The 20,637-nt window shown below is 40.4% G+C and carries 16 protein-coding genes; 9 read left to right on the forward strand and 7 right to left on the reverse strand.

Features of this window, described 5'->3' with window-relative positions; all coding sequences use genetic code 11:
- Positions 1-3: 3 nt before the first annotated feature.
- Positions 4-1,017: an AraC family transcriptional regulator gene (locus ACT53H_RS04515; protein ID WP_476008705.1), complete on the reverse strand. Its 1,014-nt coding sequence runs from the start codon at positions 1,015-1,017 to the stop codon at positions 4-6.
- A gap of 136 nt (positions 1,018-1,153) precedes the next feature.
- Here ACT53H_RS04515 and ACT53H_RS04520 point away from each other — a divergent pair, with 136 nt between their 5' ends.
- From ACT53H_RS04520 to ACT53H_RS04535, 4 genes are all read left to right on the forward strand, one after another.
- A complete protein-coding gene (locus tag ACT53H_RS04520; protein WP_476008706.1) occupies positions 1,154-2,641 on the forward strand; it encodes a flavin-containing monooxygenase in 1,488 nt (495 codons plus the stop codon).
- A 44-nt stretch (positions 2,642-2,685) separates the two neighbouring features.
- On the forward strand, positions 2,686-3,540 hold the full coding sequence (locus tag ACT53H_RS04525) for an SDR family NAD(P)-dependent oxidoreductase (protein ID WP_476008707.1): 855 nt from the start codon (positions 2,686-2,688) through the stop codon (positions 3,538-3,540).
- A gap of 70 nt (positions 3,541-3,610) precedes the next feature.
- Positions 3,611-4,504 carry an alpha/beta hydrolase gene (locus ACT53H_RS04530; RefSeq protein ID WP_476008708.1) on the forward strand — a complete coding sequence of 298 codons (894 nt, stop codon included), beginning with the start codon at positions 3,611-3,613 and terminating at the stop codon, positions 4,502-4,504.
- 27 nt (positions 4,505-4,531) lie between these two features.
- Positions 4,532-6,202 carry a GMC oxidoreductase gene (locus tag ACT53H_RS04535; protein WP_476008709.1) on the forward strand — a complete coding sequence of 557 codons (1,671 nt, stop codon included), beginning with the start codon at positions 4,532-4,534 and terminating at the stop codon, positions 6,200-6,202.
- Between the two features lie 65 nt (positions 6,203-6,267).
- On the opposite strand, the gene ACT53H_RS04540 is transcribed toward ACT53H_RS04535, so the two are convergent.
- The 3 genes from ACT53H_RS04540 to ACT53H_RS04550 form a co-directional block, all read right to left on the reverse strand.
- Positions 6,268-8,466 (reverse strand): OsmC domain/YcaO domain-containing protein, encoded by a 2,199-nt coding sequence (locus ACT53H_RS04540; protein WP_476008710.1) that lies wholly within the window; start codon positions 8,464-8,466, stop codon positions 6,268-6,270.
- Positions 8,467-8,718: 252 nt separating this feature from the next.
- Positions 8,719-9,999 carry an OprD family outer membrane porin gene (locus ACT53H_RS04545; protein WP_476008711.1) on the reverse strand — a complete coding sequence of 427 codons (1,281 nt, stop codon included), beginning with the start codon at positions 9,997-9,999 and terminating at the stop codon, positions 8,719-8,721.
- A gap of 31 nt (positions 10,000-10,030) precedes the next feature.
- The gene (locus tag ACT53H_RS04550) at positions 10,031-11,377 is read right to left on the reverse strand and encodes an MFS transporter (RefSeq protein ID WP_476008712.1); all 1,347 of its coding nucleotides are present in this window, start codon (positions 11,375-11,377) and stop codon (positions 10,031-10,033) included.
- Between the two features lie 372 nt (positions 11,378-11,749).
- Here ACT53H_RS04550 and ACT53H_RS04555 point away from each other — a divergent pair, with 372 nt between their 5' ends.
- The 5 genes from ACT53H_RS04555 (at position 11,750) to ACT53H_RS04575 (ending at position 17,882) form a co-directional block, all read left to right on the forward strand.
- Complete coding sequence (locus tag ACT53H_RS04555) at positions 11,750-13,435, forward strand: arylsulfatase (protein ID WP_476008713.1); 1,686 nt, start codon at positions 11,750-11,752, stop codon at positions 13,433-13,435.
- A 25-nt stretch (positions 13,436-13,460) separates the two neighbouring features.
- Positions 13,461-14,414 carry a formylglycine-generating enzyme family protein gene (locus tag ACT53H_RS04560; protein WP_476008901.1) on the forward strand — a complete coding sequence of 318 codons (954 nt, stop codon included), beginning with the start codon at positions 13,461-13,463 and terminating at the stop codon, positions 14,412-14,414.
- Between the two features lie 12 nt (positions 14,415-14,426).
- Positions 14,427-15,614 (forward strand): OprD family outer membrane porin, encoded by a 1,188-nt coding sequence (locus ACT53H_RS04565; protein WP_476008714.1) that lies wholly within the window; start codon positions 14,427-14,429, stop codon positions 15,612-15,614.
- A 234-nt stretch (positions 15,615-15,848) separates the two neighbouring features.
- Positions 15,849-16,925 carry an aromatic ring-hydroxylating dioxygenase subunit alpha gene (locus ACT53H_RS04570; RefSeq protein ID WP_476008715.1) on the forward strand — a complete coding sequence of 359 codons (1,077 nt, stop codon included), beginning with the start codon at positions 15,849-15,851 and terminating at the stop codon, positions 16,923-16,925.
- 12 nt (positions 16,926-16,937) lie between these two features.
- On the forward strand, positions 16,938-17,882 hold the full coding sequence (locus ACT53H_RS04575; protein WP_476008716.1) for a PDR/VanB family oxidoreductase: 945 nt from the start codon (positions 16,938-16,940) through the stop codon (positions 17,880-17,882).
- Between the two features lie 43 nt (positions 17,883-17,925).
- Here the strand turns inward: ACT53H_RS04575 and ACT53H_RS04580 are convergent, their stop codons facing one another.
- The 3 genes from ACT53H_RS04580 to mhpT all read right to left on the reverse strand — a co-directional run bounded on the left by ACT53H_RS04580 (position 17,926) and on the right by mhpT (position 20,499).
- On the reverse strand, positions 17,926-18,618 hold the full coding sequence (locus ACT53H_RS04580) for a GntR family transcriptional regulator (protein ID WP_476008717.1): 693 nt from the start codon (positions 18,616-18,618) through the stop codon (positions 17,926-17,928).
- 123 nt (positions 18,619-18,741) lie between these two features.
- Positions 18,742-19,197, reverse strand: a complete 456-nt coding sequence (locus tag ACT53H_RS04585) for a MarR family winged helix-turn-helix transcriptional regulator (protein WP_005070428.1) — start codon at positions 19,195-19,197, stop codon at positions 18,742-18,744.
- Between the two features lie 69 nt (positions 19,198-19,266).
- A complete protein-coding gene (mhpT, locus tag ACT53H_RS04590; RefSeq protein WP_005258683.1) occupies positions 19,267-20,499 on the reverse strand; it encodes a 3-(3-hydroxy-phenyl)propionate transporter MhpT in 1,233 nt (410 codons plus the stop codon).
- Positions 20,500-20,637 lie beyond the last annotated feature (138 nt).

Genomic DNA, 20,637 nt, shown 5'->3' on the forward strand with positions numbered 1-20,637 from the left:
TAATTATTGATTGTTTAAGCGCATGGCATGAGGTGTTTTGCCATGCCATCTTTTATAAGCATGAATAAAACTGGCTGTTTCTGCATAGCCTAACCACTCTGCAATCTGCTCAACCGAAGCTTTTGGTAATGCCAAATATTGCTCTGCTAAAACTTGCCTAACTTCTTCCCGAATCTGGATAAACGTCATCTCTTCTTGCGCTAAATGGCGACGTAAAGTGCGAGCATTTAAATGTAGCCGATTGGCAACCACTTCCATGGATGGCATTTCACCTCGAATATTCATCAATTGTCTTTGTACCAATGCCGTGAACTTCTTTTGTGACTGACGTTTATCGAGAATTTGCCGACATTGCTCTTCAGCTGTATTTAAAACCAGATCATTGGCCATCTGCAACTTCTGGTCAACTTTGTGCGCATCGAGTAGAACAAAATTCCGACCTGCGCCAAACTCTGGCAAGATACCAAATAAATCTATATAAGGTTGTACATCACCTTTAGGTTGAAAAGAAAAAGCCAAATATTGGCAAAAATTATCTTGTACAAGGTCGCGTTGCACTGTAATAAGTGCAGCGGCATCACGTTGAATAATAAATTGTCTAACCGAAGATGGTATATCTTCATCTGTGAGTTCAATAAGGGGACCGTCTTTAGTGTCTAAAACAATAAAACGGGTAAATGCAAACGTTAATGAAAAATAAGTCAGTGCAAAATCAAGCGCTTCGCGGATACTAGCACTACTTATAAGCGCCATACCTAAAGGTCCAAATGTGGTGAAATGATAACGTGTACCTACTTCTAAACCTAAAGTTGGCCGATCTTCAAAGAGTTCGACTAAATTATGGATGAGCTGTAATTCTTGATGTCCCGAAACTACCATATTGGGATCAAGCAACTGCTGCTGGCTAATTCCAGTTCCTTTTAAAATGGTTTGATAAGAAATGCCTGATTCCACTGCAAAATCAGCCATTAACCGAACACTATGTACACTGCGTTCAAATGCCCATGCGTACGTCACTGTACCATCCAAAAATGTCCTCGAATCACAATATTTTGTCCTCATCCATCCTCTAAATCAAGTTAATAAACGATTATGCTGCATACAGGAAATTGCGATTCTTTCGCCCACTGTTTTTAAGGATTTAGAGCAGCCTATGTTTAATTCGTCGACTAATTCAAATAAAAATGTACGCATCGCCATTATTGGTACTGGCTTTGGTGGTCTAGGACTTGCCATTCGTCTCAAACAAGCAGGTTTTGAACAATTTACCCTATTTGAAAAAGCTGCCGATGTCGGCGGTGTCTGGCGTGACAATACCTATCCAGGTGCTGCATGTGATGTGCCTTCTCATCTTTATTCTTTTTCTTTTGAGCAAGAACTGGGCTGGAAAAATCGCTACGGAACCTCTCAAGAGATTTATCAATACTTACGCCACTGTGCGGATAAATATGATATTCGTCCACATGTTCAATTTAACACTGAAATAGCCAGTGCAGAATTTGATGCTCTGCAAGGTGTATGGCACATTCAAAGTACTTCTGGTGAACAGTTCGAAGCTGAATTCTTAGTGGGCGCTGTAGGCCAACTCAACCGCCCTGCCTATCCAAAACTTAAAAGCATTGAAAACTTTAAAGGTAAAGCATTTCACTCAGCGCGTTGGGATCATGACTATGACTTAACTGGCAAACGTGTTGCGGTAATCGGTACAGGCGCAAGCGCAATTCAGTTCGTACCTGAAATTGCAAAACAGGTTGCCCATCTCGATGTTTACCAACGCTCTGCACCCTACGTGATTCCTAAACCAGATCGGGTTTACCAACCTTTAGAGAAAAAAGCTTTCCGTAAACTGCCGATTTTGCAAAGTCTGGACCGTGCTTTGCAATATGGTCATCATGAAATTCGCCTACTTGCTTTTACAACTTCACTCAATGAAATGCCTTTGGTGGAATATTTATTCCAACGTCACATCCGTAAAGTCGTTAAAGATGGGAAGTTACGCCACCGTTTAATGCCTGACTATCCAATTGGTTGTAAACGTATTTTAATCTCTAACCAGTGGTATGCAACACTGACTCAACCTCATGTCGATGTGATTAATACGGGCATGCAGGAAATTACCGAAAACGGTATTTTAGATGCGAAAGGAAATCTACGTGAAGTCGATACCATTATTTATGGTACAGGCTTTGCCGCAACGGAATTTATGGCGCCAATGCAGATTACAGGTCTTGATGGTCGTACCTTAAAAGACACATGGAAAGATGGTGCAGAAGCTTATCTCGGCTTAACTGTGAGCGGCTTTCCAAACTTCTTTATGCTTTATGGTCCAAACACCAATCTTGGGCACAACTCAATTGTCTATATGATTGAAAGCCAAGTGAATTATATTTTAGATGCCATTCAAACAACCCTACAAAACAAACTTCTGTTCACCAATGTTCGTGCAGAAGTTCAACATGAGTTTAATCAAAGTATTCAAGAAAAAATGAAAAAAACTGTCTGGGCACAAGGTTGTACCAGTTGGTATCAAACTGCTGATGGCAAAAATACCAATAACTGGCCGGGTTTTACCCTTGAATATCGTCAACGTACTCGTCGCTTCGATATTGAAAACTACAGTCAGGTTTCGGCTATTTCTTAAACAAGCTTCACCATAGGAAATGAGAAAAATAAACGGAGAATTTTATGAAGTATTTTAAAAATAAAGTCGCAGCTGTGACAGGTGCTGGCTCTGGTATTGGACAAGCAATTGCCATTGCACTCGCAAAACAAGGCTGCCATCTAGCACTTTCTGATATCAGTGAAGCTGGATTAGCTAAAACAGTCGAGCTGTTAACGCCTTATTCAGTCAAAGTAACTACACAAAAAGTCGATGTGGCTAAACGTGATGAAGTTGCAACTTGGGCAAAGGCAGTTGTCGATGAACATGGCCAAGTTAACCTGATTTTTAATAATGCTGGGGTCGCAATAGGTAGCACAGCTGAAGGTGTGAGCTATGAAGATCTTGAATGGCTCATTGGTATTAATTTTTGGGGCGTGGTTTATGGCACCAAAGAATTTTTACCTTACTTAAAGCAAAGTGGTGATGGGCATATTATTAATATTTCTAGTATGTTTGGCTTAACAGCTCAACCGACCCAAAGTGCTTATAATGCCAGTAAATTTGCTGTTCGTGGTTTTACCGAGTCTCTACGCCAAGAACTCGATATGCAAAATGCTGGAGTGAGTGCGACCTGTGTGCATCCGGGTGGTATTCGTACCAATATTGCCAAAGCTGCGCGTATGAATAATAGCGTCCAGTCTTTAGGAATGGACCCTGTAAAAAGTCAGGATGCTTTCGATAAATTACTTCGCACCCCTGCTGATGAGGCCGCTAATCAAATTTTAGAAGCTGTCCGTAAGGACCGTCGCCGTTTATTAATCGGAGCCGATGCGAAAGCCGTTGATGTGATTCAACGTATTCTTCCACAGGGTTATCAAAAGATTTTTGCAACTGCGACTGCCTTGCAAACTCGCCTACTCAACAAATCAGCAAAATAAAAACAGTGGTCAGCATGCTCTTCATTTTAAGAGATGCTGACTGTCATTAGGCTTAGTATGAGTCCTTATTATGAAGCAGCTTCTTGCATGGACTATTCGTACCACGCTACGTCCAGCTTTATCCCCTAAAACACCACTAAAGCTACAACGTTTTTGTAGCGACGCAGCCAGTGCAATTGTGCTTGGGCCACGTGGCTATAAAACAAAAAAGCAAACAATTGCTCAAGTACCGACAGTTCATATTCAGCCCAAAACGACTCAATCAGGACTCAGTATTTTATATTTACATGGCGGAGGCTATGTGGTGGGTAGCTCAAAAAGTCACACTAAGCTTGCTGCTCAAATCGGACATGCAACTCAAGCACAAGTCTGGTTACCTGAATATCGCCTAGCCCCAGAGCACACAAACCCTGCTGCTATTGAAGATGTAATTACAGTCTATAAAGCTTTACTTGCTCAAGGACAAGACCCGACGAAACTCGTGATCGCTGGCGACTCTGCTGGCGGTGGCCTGAGTTTAAGTGCTGCAATTGCGATACGAAATGCAGGGTTACCGTTACCAGCGGCATTAGTTTTACTTTCACCTTGGGTTGACTTAAGCCTCTCTGGAAGCACGATGAAAACTCATGCTGCTCAAGATGCGATGCTCTCCGAAGACTGGTTAGCGTGGTGTGCAAAAAACTATTGCGGACAAAAATTGGTAACCGATCCAATCTGTTCCCCACTCTATGCCGACTTAACTGGATTACCACCTGTTTTAATTCATGTCGGTACCGAAGAAGTCTTATTAGACGATGCAAAACGCCTTGCTGAACAAACTGAAAAATACGGTATTCCGACGAACTTGAAGGTTTATGACCGAGTCGGACATGTTTTTCAGTTCCACGCGGGTATACTAAATGAATCTAATGACTCGATTGAGCGCATTGGGCAATTCATTGATAAACATACACAGTCAATATAAAAATATCGCCAGAGAGGAGTCCTCGGCATGACAACAAACAATTATGACTATGATTACCTCATTATTGGTTCAGGCTTTGGTGGTAGTGTTTCTGCCTGCCGTCTAACCGAAAAGGGCTACTCTGTTGCTGTAATGGAAATGGGGCGACGCTGGGAAGCTAAAGATTTTGCTAAAAATAACTGGAATACCCGCCGCTGGATTTGGCGCCCGGGCATGAAACTTTTCGGTTATTTCAACATGCGTTTTTTTCGCCATGTCACCATTATTTGCGGTAATGCTGTAGGCGGTGGCTCAATCACCTATGCCAATACCCTACTTGTTCCACCTGAACATATTTGGGATGAAGGCACGTGGGCAGATGCGGCGGACTGGAAAAATGAAATGCCACAGCACTATGCTGAAGCAGAACGTATGCTTGGGGTAACGGATAATAAAATTTTCGGTCCTGCCGACCACATGCTAAAAAAAATGGGCGATGCAGTTGGTGTTGGGCATACGTTTAAACCGACTCGTGTTGCAACCTTTTTTCCACCCGAAGGTGAACAAGGTGGCAAGACCTACCCAGACCCGTATTTTAACGGCGAAGGTCCAGACCGCGGAACCTGTACCGCATGTGGCGGCTGTATGACGGGTTGTAAACACAATGCCAAAAATACCTTAGATAAAAACTATTTGTACTTTGCCGAAAAAAATGGTGCCAAGGTTTACGAAGAAACCAAAGTGGTTGATGTTAAACCACTCAATGGTAAAGCCGATGGCAGCGATGGCTATGAAGTTACAACTGAATGTTCAAGCTCATGGTTTAACAAACAACGCCGTACTTGGCGAGTTCGTAATGTGATTTTCTCGGCATCTTCTTTGGGTACGCAAGAGATGTTGTTCCGTTTAAAACAGTCTGGTTCACTGCCAAATATCTCTGATGATTTGGGCAATCGGGTTCGTACTAATGCCGAGTCGATTTTAGGTGTTCGTTTTTTTGGTAAAGATGTCGACATGAGTAAAGGTGTTGCCATTGGTTCAAGTATTTACATTGACCATGACACTCACATTGAAGCGACTCGTTACCAAACTGGCTCAGATGCTATGGGCCTCATGTGTACTTACATGGCTAAAGGCAAACCGGGTTGGACACGTATTTTCTTTTGGTTATGGGCCTTAATCTGTCATCCATTTATTTTCCTTCGCATGAGTAACCCTGTCAGTTTTGCACGCCAAACTTTAATTTTCTTGGTGATGCAAACAGCTGATGCCTCAATTAACATGCGCTTGAAACGTAATTGGTTCTGGCCTTTTGGTAAGGTGTTATCGAGCGAAGGTAAAAAGCTACCTGTGTATATTCCGCAGGCCAATGCTTTTACCGAAAAAGTTGCCAAAATGTTTAATGGTCACCCAATGACAACCATTACCGAAATTTTGTTTAACGTGCCTTTTACAGCTCACTGTATGGGTGGTTGCGCAATTGCTTCAAGTCCAGAACGCGGCGTAGTGAATGGACAAAACCGTGTCTTTAACTATAAAAACTTATACGTTGTGGATGGTTCAATGTTAGGTGCAAATTTGGGCGTTAATCCAAGCCTTACCATTACAGCTCTTGCAGAACGCGCAATGTCTTATATTCCGGCTAAACATACTTTGGATGAGCAACAAGATTATAGAGCAGATGCAGAAACCATAGAGATCACCAAAGCTTCTGCTTAAACTAGCAAGTTGTTTTATAAAAAAAGCCTATTTAAAAATAGGCTTTTTTTATTTCGCTTTTTAAATTACATCGCTACGGCTTTAGCACGAGCTGCATGCAATTTTTTATAGCTCTCGATCAAACGTAAATGACGATCAAGTCCTTCTAGTTTCATGCTTGTTGGTGTTAAACCATAGAAACGAACGCTACCATCGACAGAACCTAATACTGCATCCATTCGTGTATCACCAAACATACGGCGGAAGTTAGTCAGATAGTCTTCAAGCTCGAGTTCTTCATCTAACATCACTTCAAGCACCACGTTCATGCACTGATAGAACAAGCCACGCTCAACAGTGTTGGTGTTATATTGCAAATAAGTTTCCACAAGCTCTTTTGCTTCTTCAAACTGTTGTAAAGCAACATAAATCAACAGTTTCAATTCTAAAATAGTGAGCTGTCCCCAAACTGTATTGTCATCAAACTCAATACCAATGAGTGTGGTGATTTCAGTGTAATCATCTAGCTCACATTCTTCTAAGCGCTCAACCAATGCCTCAAGCTGTTCATCATCCAAACGATGTAGATTTAGAATATCTTCACGGAATGAAAGCGCTTTATTGGTATTGTCCCAAATCAAATCTTCAACAAGATAAATTTCAGAATAATCTGGTACTAAAATACGGCAAGCAGTCGCACCTAAGTGCTCGTATACTGCCATATATACTTCTTTGCCCATCTCTTCGAGAATACCGAACAATGTTGCAGCTTCTTCTGCATTCGACTCTTCGCCTTCGCCAGAAAAATCCCATTCAACAAAGTCATAGTCAGATTTAGAGCTAAAGAAGCGCCAAGATACCAAACCGCTTGAGTCAATAAAGTGCTCAACAAAGTTGTTCGGTTCAGTGACTGCATTACTTTGGAAAGTCGGTTGCGGTAAATCATTTAAGCCTTCAAAACTACGACCTTGAAGTAATTCAGTCAGACTACGTTCTAACGCAACTTCAAAACTTGGATGCGCACCGAAAGATGCAAACACCCCACCCGTACGTGGGTTCATTAAAGTCACACACATTACAGGGAACTGACCACCTAATGATGCATCTTTAACTAATACAGGGAAACCTTGCTCTTCTAAGCCTTTAATACCAGCAACAATACTTGGGTATTTTGCTAATACGTCTTCAGGAACATCTGGAAGTGCAATTTCACCTTCTAAAATTTCACGTTTAACAGCGCGTTCAAAAATTTCTGACAAGCATTGAACTTGGGCTTCTTCTAAAGTGTTGCCCGCACTCATACCATTACTTAAGTACAAGTTTTCAATTAAATTTGATGGGAAATAGACAACTTCATCGTCAGACTGGCGCACAAAAGGTAGCGAGCAAATGCCACGCTCTACGTTGCCTGAGTTGGTGTCATATAAATGTGTGCCAAGTAACTCATCATCTGGGTTGTAAATCTCAAGACAGTATTCATCTAAGATTTCTTTAGGTAATTCACCATTTGGACCCGGTTTAAACCATTTTTCATCTGGGTAATGCACAAATTCAGCATTGGCAATTTCTTCACCCCAGAACTGGTCGTTATAGAAGAAGTTACAGTTTAAACGCTCAATAAACTCGCCTAATGCAGACGCCAAAGCACTTTCTTTAGTTGCACCTTTACCATTGGTAAAACACATCGGAGACTGTGCATCACGAATGTGTAATGACCATACATTTGGCACGATATTACGCCAAGATGCGATTTCGATCTTCATGCCCAAATTTGCCAAAATGGCAGACATATTGGCAATGGTTTCTTCTAACGGTAGATCTTTACCTTGAATATAGGTATGGCTTTCTGAAGTTAGACTTGGCAATAACAATGCTTGTGCATCTGCATCGATACTTTCCACTTCTTCAATAATAAATTCGGGACCCGTTTGAATCACTTTTTTAACGGTACAACGGTCAATCGAACGTAAAATCCCTTGGCGATCTTTCTCTGAAATATCGGCTGGTAATTCAATTTGAATTTTAAAGGTTTGTTTGTAGCGGTTTTCAGGATCAACAATATTATTTTGCGATAAACGAATATTATCGGTTGGGATATCTCGAGCGGCACAATACACTTTTACAAAGTACGCTGCACACAATGCTGACGATGCTAAAAAATAGTCAAATGGGCCCGGTGCCGAACCGTCACCCTTATAGCGAATTGGTTGATCGGCAATTACCGTAAAGTCATCGAACTTAGCTTCCTGTCGAAGATTGTCGAGATAATTAACCTTGATTTCCATGCTGGCACCTAAATATTTTTATGTGTCAGCACAGACACATAAAATTCTAAATATTGAAAAATAAGCCGAATCACAGCGAAGAAATTGACTTAAAAAAATGAGAGATTAAAGCCATGTGTTTAATGAGAGACTCAATTGGCTTTAATAAGATTGGCGGTATTATAGAGGGATTTTGTGCAGTTGATAACTAAAGTTAAAACATTGCTGATCACAATGTTTTAACTTGTCTTGAATTTAGTTAAATATTGAACGTTAAAATTTAAAGGTATAGTCAACATTCAAACGCGTTTCATTTGCCGAGTGGAATGTCATATTAGTAGGCATATCGTTGCGGTAGTGAGAAAAACGAGCTCGCATACCTAAGCCTTTTAACTTACCTTCAGGAATTTTATAGCCCAAATCAAATTCCATCGACTCCTCTTTAAAACGTTGGTCGCCATATTGCAATAAATCAATGTCTTCACCTTTTGCATAGCGAGTCATAAAGCGCAGTCCGTTTAATGAAACATCACCTACCCGCGCATTTTTAAAGTCATATTCATAACGAATCGAATAGACTTTTTCGTCTTTATTTGAATAGTCCGAACTCATAAAATCAAGCACGACTGGACTTTCAGTTCCCGACAAAAATGGCAGACCAGTCGAGCCAAACGACCGCATGTAGCCCAAAGAAACAGTATGATTTTGATAGTTCAAACCAAATAAACCACTAATATGTCGGTTATCGACCTCTCCTATTTTTTTACTTCCAGTTTCTTCACTATTAAAAAAACGTACATCACTTAAAAAATTAAGCTGATCATTTAAAGGTTGTTTGCCGTTAAAACCTAAAAACTGTTGCTGATAAATGTCTTTGAGTTCGGCATGATAAGTACGCAAACGGTAATCCTTTAACTGATAGCTTCCACCTAATGTATAAAAAGAATCGGTAGTTGCCGCTTTGTCAAAACGATGGTTGATATTGTCTGTTCCCACATCGGTATAACGAATTGAATCGCGCTGACGCACTTCGTCGACATAAAAGCCTTCAAGTTGAAGATTTGGAATTTCATTTGAAACAAAGCGAATACCGCGATAAGTCTGCGGGAACAAACGCGCTGGCGATGAAAATATGGTTGGTAATTGTGGAACTAAATCCCCCACAAAAAGCTCATTTTTTCTAAATTTAGCCTTTCCTGTAATGCCGATTTTTCCATAATAATCATCACGCGAGTTATCGGTATTCACTGGTAATAATCCACTACGCGCATAGTCATCAGCACGGCTTCCCATCAGGTTAAAACCTGCCATTGCCAATACATCGACACCGAACCCAACTGTCCCTTCGGTATAACCAGACTGTCCTTTAAAAATTAGACCCTGCGCCCAATCTCTGGCTGCTGTATAGGGATATGGGTCTTTTTTATAGTCTCGGTCAAAGTAAAAATTACGAAGTGTCAGCTCAGCTTTACTGTCTTCAATAAACTCTGCATGCACAACTTGACTAAATAATGGGCACAAGCATACCCCCACCCATAATGGTGTCTTTTTCATTTTTTATCTCAACTATTTAATTTTTAATGGATTAAGGTGCTGTTTTAAGAGAGTAGTTTTGCTCTTTTTGACTGCGGTAAAAAGCATTACCTAAACTTAAAATCAGGAAAATAGCCAAAATAAAGACCACACCGTAATAGGCATACAGTGTTGCGGGTGCTATACCTTTATCCAGAAAAATGCCTGCGACCGTTGGCGATAAAATTGCCCCAATTCGTCCAAAACCAATTGCATAGCCCACGCCGCGACTACGAATTTCAGCATCATAAATTGTTGGAGAAATCGAATATAAACCTGCTACACAGCCATTAATGAGGGTGCCAAGTAATAACCCCACCATGAGTGCAACACTGACTTGAGCGGAGACTGCGACAAATAGGAAAACACATGCCGAGGTTAGCCCTAAAAACAAACTTAAGGCATAAAAGATTTTCATACGTGATGCCAATAAACCAATAATGGCTGCCCCGAAAATCCCGCCAATACTAATTAAAATACCGGTACTTACGCCTTGTTGTGCCGACATCCCCATTGAAATAAGAATTTTTGGTGTCCAGCTCATCACGAAGTAAAAGCCAAACATCACTAAAAAGAAGGCAAACCACAAACAAAGTGTTTGAAATCCAAGTTGTCCAGCAAATAACTTGCCCAGTTCACTACCATTTTGCGTGCTGATTTTTTCATAATGCGGCATAACGGGTAATTCGTTTAGCCCCATACGATTTACAGCTGTATTAATTCGTTCTAGTGCCTGTTTTGGTCGTTTCGCGAGTAAGTAATCTAAAGATTCTGGTAATAACCATGCGCTAATGAGTAGCATTGCAATGGTAGTAACCCCGCCCGCTAAAAAGATTGAGCGCCAACCTAAATGCTCAATCAAAGCCAGCGATAGCACTCCACCGAGTGTCGCGCCAATTCCATAACCTGTAGACATTAAGCTCACTGCAAGACTACGCCAACGAGCATTGGCATATTCACTTGCCAACACATTACTGCTGGCAAGAATCCCACCTACCCCAATTCCGGTAATGAACCGAAGTGCTGCCAACATGCCGTGGCTTTGTACTAAAGCACAGCCCAACATGCTAAGACCTGCAATCACAAGACAAATCAAGATGAGTAAACGACGACCGATTTTATCGGCTAAAGGCGCGAGAAAAATGGAACCAGCAGCCATTCCAAAAAGGCCCGAACTGAGCAACAAGCCTATTTGTGCCCCTGAAAGTGACCATTCTGCTGACACGGATGGAGCAGTAAATGCCATTACCATCACGTCAAAACCATCAATAATATTGAGACAAATACAGATCAAAATGACGAACCATTGATAGCGGCTCATATTGTTTTGATTGATCTCACTTAGAACGTCTCTTTCCATTTGTGTATCTCCCTTGGATAAGACATACACACGACATTGCTGATATGAGCGATTGGGTGGTTATGCACATCCGTATCCATAATGACCTAGAGGAATATTTGTTTTTTGAGCATCCTGCTCTTTTTCTATACTGAATATTTGGATCCAAAAAATCAACTAAAATTATAAATGGATTATTAAAAAATATATAAATACATAAATTATATAAGTATAAAATTATTAAAAACATAAAATTAGGATGCTTGAATATTTTTATGGATCCATATTAAAAAATCTATTATGATCGATTCCAGAGCATTTTTTAGCCAAAAAAGCTCAGTTTATTTCTAGGAAATGCAAGATGCATTTATGAAACATCAAAGGATTGTTGTTATGAAACTCAAAAGAGTAAGCCAGCTTACATTGGGACTTTTTTTTGCCAGCCAATTGTTTTACACAACGCAAGCAGCACCTCCAAAAAATCAACAACCACCTAATATCATGATTATTTTGGCCGATGATCTTGGATTTTCAGATATTGGTGCTTATGGTGGCGAAATTAAAACTCCTCATATTGATAGTTTGTTAAAGCAAGGAAAAATGCTTTTTAATTTTCATGCTTCATCAATGTGTTCACCTACTCGTGCACAGCTTATGACAGGTGCCGATAACCACTTGGTAGGTTTAGGTGCGATGTATGAAACTTCAAAACGCCAAGAACAATTAGTTGGAGCCGATAGCCCTCATGCACTCCTCAAAATTGATGGATATTCAGGTCACTTAACGCAAAATGCTTATACACTCGCAGAAATTTTAAAGACTAAAGATTATTACACCTTCATGGTCGGTAAATGGCACTTAGGTTATGCTCCCGAACAAAACCCTAAAGCCCGTGGTTTCGATCAATCTTTTGCCCTGCTCGATGGCTTCGATTTACACTTTAAAGACCAACCTAAAAACTATCCGCGCAATACCCAGTACACTGAAAATGGTCAAAAGGTTACTTTGCCTGACAACTACTACTCAACCGACTTTTTTACACAAAAAGCCTTTGAGTACTTAGATAAAAATAAAGCACAAAAACCATTTTTTGCTTACCTAGCCTATACGGCTCCACACTGGCCATTACAAGCACCTGCTCATTATAGAGACTTATACAAAAGTAAATACGATCAAGGCTACGATGCAATTCGCAAACAACGCTTTGAACGTCAAAAGAAATTAGGATTAATTCCTGCAAATGCAGAATATCCAATCGAGCGCGGCAATCAAGCTTTAGGGACCAAAAGCTGGAATGAACTCACGCCACAAGAGCGCAAATATGAAGCGCGCAAAATGGAAGTTTATGCTGGCATGGTCACTCAGTTAGACGATCGCGTGGGTGATGTCATTCAGTATCTTAAAAAGCATCATTTATATGACAACACTTTGATTGTGTTTATGTCAGATAACGGCGCTGAAGGTGGTGATCACAATTTCCCAATGGGTGATGCCGACAATCGTTATGAAAATATAGGCAACGCCAGCTCATATGTTTATATGGGACCACGCTGGGCCGAAGTGAGTAGCACACCATTTACGCACTGGAAGTCAGCCGCTTCAGAAGGCGGTGTGCGAGTTCCATTTATTGTTAAATCGCCTGTGCAGATTTCTAAACAACGTGGAATGAACAATAACTTTGCGACGGTCAGAGATATATTCCCAACTGTGATGGAGCTAGCTGGTATTCAAAATAATCAAATCTATCCAGCCTCAAGCACCAAAATTAAACCGTCAGGCTTTAGTCTAATCCCTGCTTTTAAAAACAATAATGCCCGCATTCGACCTGTCAATTATTATGACTTCAAAGAATTACATGGCAGCCGCTACGCCAAAAATGATGAATGGAAACTCGTTGAAAACTCACCTTCTAAATTTAAAAGCCACGGCTGGGAACTCTATAACTTAAAAACAGATTTTAATGAACAACATAATGTTTACGCAGAACATTCCGAGATCGTCAAAGTCTTAAACGATAAATATCTAAGATATGCCGATGAAAATGGTGTCGTGGATTTTGAGCAATACAACAAAAAGTAGAGAAAACCAGATGAAACAGATCATGATGCTTTCATCGTTCCTATTACTTTGTGCATGTCAAAAAACCACGCCTCAACTACAACAGACCACCTTACCCGACTTAGGTACTCAAGCTAAATGTTCTTCTTATTCAGGCCTTCCTTCGAGTTGGCCTAAAAATAAAGAAGCCGGTATGGTCAAACTTCCGCAAGGAAAAATTGTTTTAGGCACCACACAAGGTTATGAAGATGAACGCCCATTAAACTTACAGGCAACTTCAGTTCCCGCTTTTTTAATTGATGCAACTGAAGTCACCAATGCTCAATTTCAAGAGTTTGTTAAGCAAACGGGTTATGTCACCGATGCAGAAAAGCAAGGTGGTGCAGCTATGTTTGTACAGCCAGATCATCCAGTTGAAGAACTACAGTGGTGGCGATTTGAAAAAGGTGCCAATTGGAAACACCCATGGGGCCTAAATAACCCTAAACAACCAGCACCTCATGAGCCCGTTCGCATGGTGACATGGAATGATGCCTACGCTTATGCAAACTGGCTAGGTCACGACTTACCGACTGAGCTTGAGTGGGAGTATGCAGCCAAAGGTTTTCAGCAAAACTCCGATATTGGCCCTACTCATGAAGGCCATATTGTAGCCAACTTCTGGCAAGGTGAATTTCCATACAAAAATGTTCAGGAAGATGGTTTTAAGGATATTGCCCCTGTTGGCTGTTTTAGTAAAAACCCGTTTGGGTTATATGACTTGATTGGCAATGTATGGGAATGGACGCAAACACCTTATACAGGTCCAAGAGATCATCATATGGGAGATCCATCGAAGTATCGGCAAAGTCACGAACAGATTTTGCAATACACCATTAAAGGTGGATCTTATTTGTGCGCAACCAATTATTGCGCGCGTTATCGTGCTGCAGCGAGGCATCCACAGGAACTCGACCTTGCAACTAGCCATGTCGGATTTAGAACAGTAAAACGCTTTTAAACGGATTTTAAAATGAAGCATATTTTTATTTATGGGATTTTCTTCTCAGGGACAGCCTTTGCCTGCTGTTTAGTTCATAGTGAAGCAGATGTTAATTTTCAAAATACACTCACACTCAAAACATTCAACTTCGACAGACAATATAAAAATGGTACTAGCCCCGATACTCATAGCTTGAGTCAAGGCTTGATTTATCGTGGTGACTGGTCAACCAAGCTTAATGATGTACAGCTACACCTCAATCCAAGCATTCAATATGCATATCGCCTAAATAATGATCAACACACCAATGATATGGTCATACCCTTTGATTCTAACACCAAGAAACAAGCACAAGACTATGTTAAATATGGCTTAGGTGCTGGAGTTGAATATCAAAACTTTCGCATGAATGTAGGTGAAATTATTCCCGACTCACCACTTACGCCACAAGTGGATACACATCAATTACGAGTGAACTATAAAGGCTTGGAATTAAAATATAAGACACCGCAACAAAATTTCGAGCTGGGTTTGATTAATCGTTATTCGCCAAAAAATGAGGAGGACTACCACAAACTCGCCATATCAAAACATGAATCTGATGGGCTTTACTTTTTCCAGTGGGATGGGAAAACGCCTCAATATCATTGGAAATTTTATAATGGTTACTTAACAGATCTCATCAATCAAAGTTACTTTGCTTTTGATTACCAATGGACAAAACAGCACACCACAAAATTACGTGTGTTTCGCCACGACGACGTCGGCAAATCAAAGCTTGGTGAATATGACAATACATCCATAGGCGCTATGCATTTCATCAAACATGGCAACTTTACAACCGGCATCGGCTATCAAGAAAACTTTGGTAAAGATGGTATCCCCAAACTCGACAACATACCCATCCCTCATATGATGAACTGGACCTTAGGCGCGTTTACCAAAGCAGATGAAAAGTCTTATCATTTCGTTGCTTCCTATGACTTTAAAGATTACATCAAGGGTCTAAAAGTGACCTATAAATATATTTATGGCGACTCTTTTCAAACCATGAATCAAAATGATTTTGAGCAAGAAAGTGATGTGCTGGTTCAATATGATCTCAATGCTTGGATTAAAAATCTTAAGTTTCTTTTCTTAAATATTAACTACGATACCAAACACGGCAAAAGTCTGGATGAACAGCGCATGATGCTTCACTACACCGTTAATTTCTAAATTATCACTCTCCATAATGGCCTCAACCATAGCCATTATGGATCCAAATTAAGATGAATAAAAATTTAACCTCTAAAATTCAAAGTAAACACAAAAGTCTTTAATAGCAATTAAAAATATACAAAACAACCAAATTAAAAGATCAATATTTTTTAAAAAATATACTGCTTATCAATTGACCATTATTTTTATTTATTATAAATTGGATCCAACAAGTGATAAGGAGTCGTCACAATGTTTATTAAAAATGCATGGTATGTAGCCTGCCGCCCAGAAGAAATCCAAGACAAACCACTAGGTCGCACTATTTGTGGTGAAAAAATTGTTTTTTATCGTGGTAAAGAAAACCAAGTTGCAGCCGTTGAAGATTTTTGTCCGCATCGTGGCGCCCCACTCTCACTTGGTTATGTCGAAGATGGCAACCTCGTATGTGGTTATCATGGCTTAGTCATGGGTTGTGATGGAAAAACAGTTTCCATGCCAGCCCAACGTGTAAACGGTTTCCCTTGCAACAAAGCATATGCAGTTATTGAAAAGTTCGGTTTTATTTGGGTATGGCCAGGTGAGAAAGCTTTAGCAGATGAAGCAAAACTGCCAACTTTAGAATGGGCAGATCATCCAGAATGGAGCTATGGCGGAGGTCTGTTTCACATCCAGTGTGACTATCGTTTGATGGTCGATAACCTCATGGATTTAACCCATGAAACCTATGTTCACTCAAGTAGTATTGGGCAAAAAGAGATTGATGAATCATTGCCTGTGACTAAAGTTGACGGCGACCATGTCATTACCGAACGCTATATGGAAAATGTGATCGCACCTCCATTTTGGCAAATGGCCCTTCGTGGTAACCACTTAGCAGATGACGTACCTGTGGATCGTTGGCAACGTTGCCATTTCTTTGCGCCAAGTAATGTTCATATTGAAGTGGGTGTCGCACATGCTGGACATGGCGGTTATCACGCACCGAAAGACAAAAAAGTTTCTTCAATTGTGGTCGACTTTATTACGCCAGAAACTGAAACATCACATTGGTATTTCTGGGGAATGGCACGCAACTTCCAGCCAGATAATGCCGAACTCACCGATCAAATTCGTGAAGGCCAAGGCAAAATCTTTACTGAAGATTTAGAAATGCTTGAGCAACAGCAACAAAATATTTTAAACAACCCACATCGCAAGTTACTGATGCTCAATATCGACGCAGGCGGTGTACAGTCTCGTAAAGTGATTGAGCGACTACTTGCCGAAGAAAATAAAACACCTCCTGAAACGTCCGCACAGAGGTTTCCAAACATTCGGATTATTTAAAGGAGTATGAACATGGACGTTATTATTCAAAAAATTCACCAGCTCACCCCGACTATTCGTGCTTTTGAGTTGGTCGCAGCAAATGGTACGGAACTGCCGAGTTTTGAAGCAGGTGCACATATTGATGTACATCTTAAAAATGGTCTCACCCGTCAATATTCACTTTCAAATTGTTGCAGTGAAAAGCATCGTTATGTGATTGGTGTTTTACATGATGCCGATTCACGCGGTGGCTCACGCTGCATCCACACTGAATATCGTGAAGGCGACCACTTAAAAATTGGTGAACCGCGTAATTTATTTGAAATTCACCCTCAAACCAAACAGGCAGTTTTATTTGCAGGTGGTATTGGTATTACCCCTATTTTGTCGATGGCATATCGACTTAAGTCGGCCAATATTCCTTTTGAATTACATTACTTTGTTCGTAGTCATGAAATGATTGCCTTCTATGGCAACTTAACCGAACATTTTGGTGAACGAGTCCATTTTCACATTCAAGACCAACCAGACACTGAATGTAATATGGCAGAGGTTTTAGGCCAAGTTTCACCAAACAGACACTTATATGTATGTGGACCAACAGGGTTTATGCAGTTTGTCATGAGCTCAGCCGAACAAGCAGATTGGCATAGCGATCAGTTACATCAAGAGCATTTTGTCGCTCAAAAAGCAGATACGTCTAACGATGAAGCTTTTACTATTGAAGTGAAAGGTACGGGCCGTCGAATTAAAGTACTACCAGAGCAAACTGCTACTGAGGCATTAATTGCAAATGGTTTTGATATTCCTGTTTCATGTGAACAAGGCATTTGTGGGACCTGTATTACCCGCGTTGTAGAAGGTACACCTGATCATCGGGATCTATTTATGACCGATGAGGAACATGCTTTGAACGACCAATTTACGCCCTGCTGTTCTCGTGCAAAAACTAAAAATCTTGTGATTGAGCTTTAATTCTTGAGTTCCTTTATTCAAATATAAAGGAACTTATTTCATCTTAAACACTTAAAACATTTCTGAGCGTTTCACCCAAAATCACCACACTACTGTGCTCACGCATTAAAGTTTCAGCACGCCCTGCCTGACGACGTACCAACGCATCGAAAATCGAACAATGCTGTAAATGCGCATAGTGCAAACGGCGATATTCCGACAAAGCTTGGTTCTGGTCGTAGGTAATGGCTTGAGCAGAAGCCATCGGCAATTGATTGTTTTTTGCTAAGGCTTGTATGAGTGCGACGTTTTGTGCGCCCTCAATAATCGTGTCATGAAAGATGACGTTAAAATGGTGATAACGTTCTAGTTCAACATCGCCAAATTCGTCTTTATCATTAAATAGTTTTTCAGTTTCTTGAATGCAATGTTGCAGCGTCTTTTTCTGCTCTTCGCTTAAGCCTTGTTCTGCCAAAGTTTTTGCAGCTAATCCTTCAAGTACACCACGCACTTCAAGCGCATCATGAACAAGTTGTTCTGAAATTTCACGAACCGTGTAACCACGAGTTGGGTTTTTAATGAGGAGGCCTTCTTGCTCGAGCAAGCGAAAGGCAATACGAACAGGCTGCCTTGAAACACCAAGTAACTCGGCAGTCGGAATTTCGGCAATTCTGGCACCGCCTTCAAGTTCCCCTGAAATAATCATTTTTCTTAGTTTAAGTAAAACTTGTTGTCCTGAAGACATTCGCTGCCACACATCACCAAAAACGTCACTTCGATGCTAGCAAGTTCATTTGTAAAATGAAATAAATTTTCTGTGTGAATCAGTGCTTAAGCATTTCTATTAAGTTTAATAAATTAAATTGCAAACTACCTTTCATCACAGGTTTTTAAGATTATTGACCATAATATCGAGATTATTACGGATTAAATAAGCCAAGTTAATATCAATGCCTTCAAGCATTTTTTCTTCAACTTTTAAAACCACTTCATTACATTTATTTAGCTTTTCAACACCGCTTTCAGTCAGGGTAATTAAAATACGGCGGCCATGTGTTGGATCTGGTTTTTTCTCAATCCAGCCATTCACCAGTAAATCTTGCAAAATTTTGTTAGCCGATTGCGGCTTAATAAAAGAACGCTCAGCAAGTTTGGCATTGGATACATTACTTTTTGAAGCTAAAACAGAAAGCGCAGTAAATTGCGGCAAGGTAATCTCAAGCTCTTTTAAATGTTCTGTTAAATGTTTACTAATAATTCGGTCAACACGAGCAATCATGTAACTTAACTTAGGCTCATCTTCTACTTTTTTTTGAACTGAATTCGAACGTACCATAACCTTTCAATCATCATAAGAAAATCTGTAGTGAAAGTATGAGGATCTACCCCATACTTTCGTTAAAACTTAGCGAGCACCTGAGCTTTGTACTAAATGTACAGGCTGTTTAGGTTTTTTGACAAGAAGTAATGCAGAGATCGCTGCAATTAAAATCACTGGAATGCTTGAACCAATTACAATGGTCGAGCTTTGTCCAAGCGAGAGTAAAAAACCAGCCATTAAAGGTCCTGCAAAAGAACCAATACGCCCAATGGCAACTGCTGCACCTACTCCAGTTCCACGCATTTCGGTTGGATAATACATGGCAGCCAAACCATACAACGCCGATTGTCCGCCCACAATGAATAAGCCACAACCCACTGCCGAAAGTGCAAGTAAAGCCACTGTTGGAGAAATTGCTAAACAACAAAGCGAAAATAAAATGCCGAGATAAATCAGCTTAATCACAAAACTCATGCGTAATTTATCAAGCAATACACCCATGAGAATTGAACCTAAAATTCCACCCACGTTGTAGCCCATCTGTACATAGTTTGCCTGAAGTTTCGATAAGCCTTGCGCACCCATCAATAACGGCAACCAGTTCAATAAGAAATACAGTACAACGAGCGTACAGAAAAAACTTACCCAAAGCTGAATGGTCGACATACGACGTTCTTTCGCAAATAAAACTTCCAAAAATGGCGTCGTTTTTTGCGCTTGACCTTTACGTTGCAGGTAATCATTTGACTCAGGTAAAAAGCGCATAATCAGCGGAATGAGTAAAATAGGCGCAATCCCACCAATATAGAAAATATGGCGCCACTCTGCATCACCTGCCAACGACATAGCAACGACAGAAGTAAGTAACCCACCAAAAGGAATACCGCTGTACATAATACTCACCGCGGTACCTTTATATTTATCAGGTACAGCTTCAGATGCCAGTGTAATCATCATTGGAAGTGCCCCACCCATTCCTAAACCAGTACAAAAACGAATGAGTAACAGCAAACTAAAGTTAGCAGCATATGCCGTTAGCAAAGACATTATTCCAAAAAGTAAAATACTAAAAATCAGAATTTTCTTACGCCCAACAATATCAGCAAATCTACCGCCTAATATGGCACCTGGTAGTGTTCCTAAAATTGCAGCACTAAACGCCCACGCCATCTGGCCATTGTCCAACATAAACTCAGCCCGCATTCGTGGAGCGGCTACCCCCATTGATTGAAGATCAAAACCTTCAAAAATTGCTATTGCAAAGCATAATAGCAACGTGATTTTTGCCCTTGCGGACTGTCCTAATATCTTTTCCATTGTGTTATCCCTTATTGACTAGTCGTTCCATTTAGCCCTTTGTGTATTATTGTTTAAACACACCAAAAATATCAGTTAAACTTACTAAAAAATCAACATATTTTTACATTAAATTATCAATAAAATTAATTAATATTT

The organism is Acinetobacter sp. DMC2 (assembly GCF_056314305.1).

Bases quoted from the DNA above. Each gene is read 5' to 3' on its own strand.
- ACT53H_RS04585 (WP_005070428.1), bottom strand. From the start codon at position 19,197: ATGGTACGTTCGAATTCAGTTCAAAAAAAAGTAGAAGATGAGCCTAAG.
- ACT53H_RS04560 (WP_476008901.1), top strand. From the start codon at position 13,461: ATGCTTTCATCGTTCCTATTACTTTGTGCATGTCAAAAAACCACGCCT.
- ACT53H_RS04530 (WP_476008708.1), top strand. From the start codon at position 3,611: ATGAAGCAGCTTCTTGCATGGACTATTCGTACCACGCTACGTCCAGCT.
- ACT53H_RS04535 (WP_476008709.1), top strand. From the start codon at position 4,532: ATGACAACAAACAATTATGACTATGATTACCTCATTATTGGTTCAGGC.
- ACT53H_RS04525 (WP_476008707.1), top strand. From the start codon at position 2,686: ATGAAGTATTTTAAAAATAAAGTCGCAGCTGTGACAGGTGCTGGCTCT.
- ACT53H_RS04575 (WP_476008716.1), top strand. From the start codon at position 16,938: ATGGACGTTATTATTCAAAAAATTCACCAGCTCACCCCGACTATTCGT.
- ACT53H_RS04520 (WP_476008706.1), top strand. From the start codon at position 1,154: ATGTTTAATTCGTCGACTAATTCAAATAAAAATGTACGCATCGCCATT.
- ACT53H_RS04540 (WP_476008710.1), bottom strand. From the start codon at position 8,466: ATGGAAATCAAGGTTAATTATCTCGACAATCTTCGACAGGAAGCTAAG.
- mhpT (WP_005258683.1), bottom strand. From the start codon at position 20,499: ATGGAAAAGATATTAGGACAGTCCGCAAGGGCAAAAATCACGTTGCTA.
- ACT53H_RS04550 (WP_476008712.1), bottom strand. From the start codon at position 11,377: ATGGAAAGAGACGTTCTAAGTGAGATCAATCAAAACAATATGAGCCGC.
- ACT53H_RS04565 (WP_476008714.1), top strand. From the start codon at position 14,427: ATGAAGCATATTTTTATTTATGGGATTTTCTTCTCAGGGACAGCCTTT.
- ACT53H_RS04555 (WP_476008713.1), top strand. From the start codon at position 11,750: ATGAAACTCAAAAGAGTAAGCCAGCTTACATTGGGACTTTTTTTTGCC.
- ACT53H_RS04570 (WP_476008715.1), top strand. From the start codon at position 15,849: ATGTTTATTAAAAATGCATGGTATGTAGCCTGCCGCCCAGAAGAAATC.
- ACT53H_RS04545 (WP_476008711.1), bottom strand. From the start codon at position 9,999: ATGAAAAAGACACCATTATGGGTGGGGGTATGCTTGTGCCCATTATTT.